At 67.9% G+C, this 1,463-nt stretch carries 1 protein-coding gene; it reads left to right on the top strand.

Annotated features, from left to right (window positions below; all coding sequences use genetic code 11):
- The first annotated feature begins 161 nt into the window (after positions 1-161).
- Positions 162-1,388 carry an IS110 family RNA-guided transposase gene (locus IEZ06_RS35765; protein WP_189241102.1) on the top strand — a complete coding sequence of 409 codons (1,227 nt, stop codon included), beginning with the start codon at positions 162-164 and terminating at the stop codon, positions 1,386-1,388.
- Positions 1,389-1,463 lie beyond the last annotated feature (75 nt).

Raw genomic sequence — 1,463 nt, 5'->3', positions numbered from 1 at the left:
TGATGAGGGTCTGCCGCAGTTGTGGCTTGAAAGGAATAGCCGCCTCGTCGTTCTGGACGCCCTGGCCGCTGATTGAGATCTGATGCGAATCGTCGCTGTTTAGGGACCTGCCGGCGGGGTCGTCCACGGGGTTGACCTGCGAGAACGGGAAGGCGGGCCGGGTGACGGCGACGAGCGTGTGGATCGGTATCGATGCGGGCAAGAGCAGCCACCATGCGGCGGCGGTCGACGCGGCGGGCAAGAAGCTGTGGTCGGTCAAGGTCGGCAACGGCCAGCGGCAGATCGAGGAGCTGATCGAGCGTGCCGCGGCCACGGCCGCCAAGACCGGCGGCCAGGTGCGGTGGGCGGTGGACCTGGTCAGCCCGCCTGCCGCGTTGCTGCTGGCCACCTTGCTGACCAGCGGCCAGAGCGTGGTCTATGTGCCCGGCCGGATGGTCAACGGGATGGCCGGGATCTTCCGCGGCGAGGGCAAGACCGATGCCAAGGACGCCCGGATCATCGCCGACACCGCCCGGATGCGCGGTGACCTGACCGAGCTGAGCGCCACCGACGAGCTGGTGGTCGAGCTGACCCGGCTGACCTCCTACCGAGCCGACGTGATGGCCGACTGGGTGCGTGGCGTGAACCGGCTGCGTGAACTGCTCACCAGCATCTTTCCGGGGCTGGAGGCCAGCTTCGACTTCTCCACCCGCTCGGCGCTGATCCTGGTCTCCGGCTACTGCACGCCCGAGGAGATCCGCCAGGCCGGCCACGAGGGCCTGGCCGCCTTCCTCCATGAAGAGGGTGCCTGGCGCAAAGGCATCGACGGCATGGTCACGACCGCACTGGCAGCGGCCGACCGGCAGACCGTCGCGCTGCCCGGCGAGGCCACCACGGCGATCCTGGTCAAGAAGCTCGCCCGCCAGCTGCTGGGGCTGGATCGGGAGATCAAGGACGCCGACAAGCTGATCGCTCAGCGGTTCCGCACCCACCCCCAGGCGCACATCATCGAGAGCCTGCCCGGCATGGGCCCGCTGCTCGGTGCCCAGTTCGTTGTCGCGACCAGTGGCGACGTGCGAGGCATGTTCACCCACTCGGGCCGCCTGGCCTCCTATGCCGGGCTCGCCCCCGTGCCACGCGATTCGGGCCGGATCACCGGCAACAACCGCCGGCCCAAGCGATACCATCGGCCGCTGCGCCAGGTGTTCTACATGGCCGCGCTGTCCAGCATCCGCGCCGATGGCCTCTCGCGTGCCTTCTACCAGCGCAAACGGGATGAGAACAAGCTTCATACCCAGGCCCTACTCGCGCTCGCGCGCCGTCTGGTCGACGTGCTGTGGGCCCTGCTGCGCGACAACCGGGTCTTCTCCCCGGTCCCGCCACAGCAGGTCACGGCACTTGCCGCTTGACGTGGTCATTGAGATTCCTTCCAGAAAAGGAGGTGAGCTACTGCCTGGTCGATCATCGTCAGGGAAAGGATCGCG

Origin of the sequence: Planomonospora antibiotica (assembly GCF_014647955.1) — a bacterium.
GTDB lineage: Bacteria > Actinomycetota > Actinomycetes > Streptosporangiales > Streptosporangiaceae > Planomonospora > Planomonospora parontospora.
Note: the sequence above shows the minus strand (reverse complement) of the source record. Positions and strands in the feature narration are given on the sequence as shown.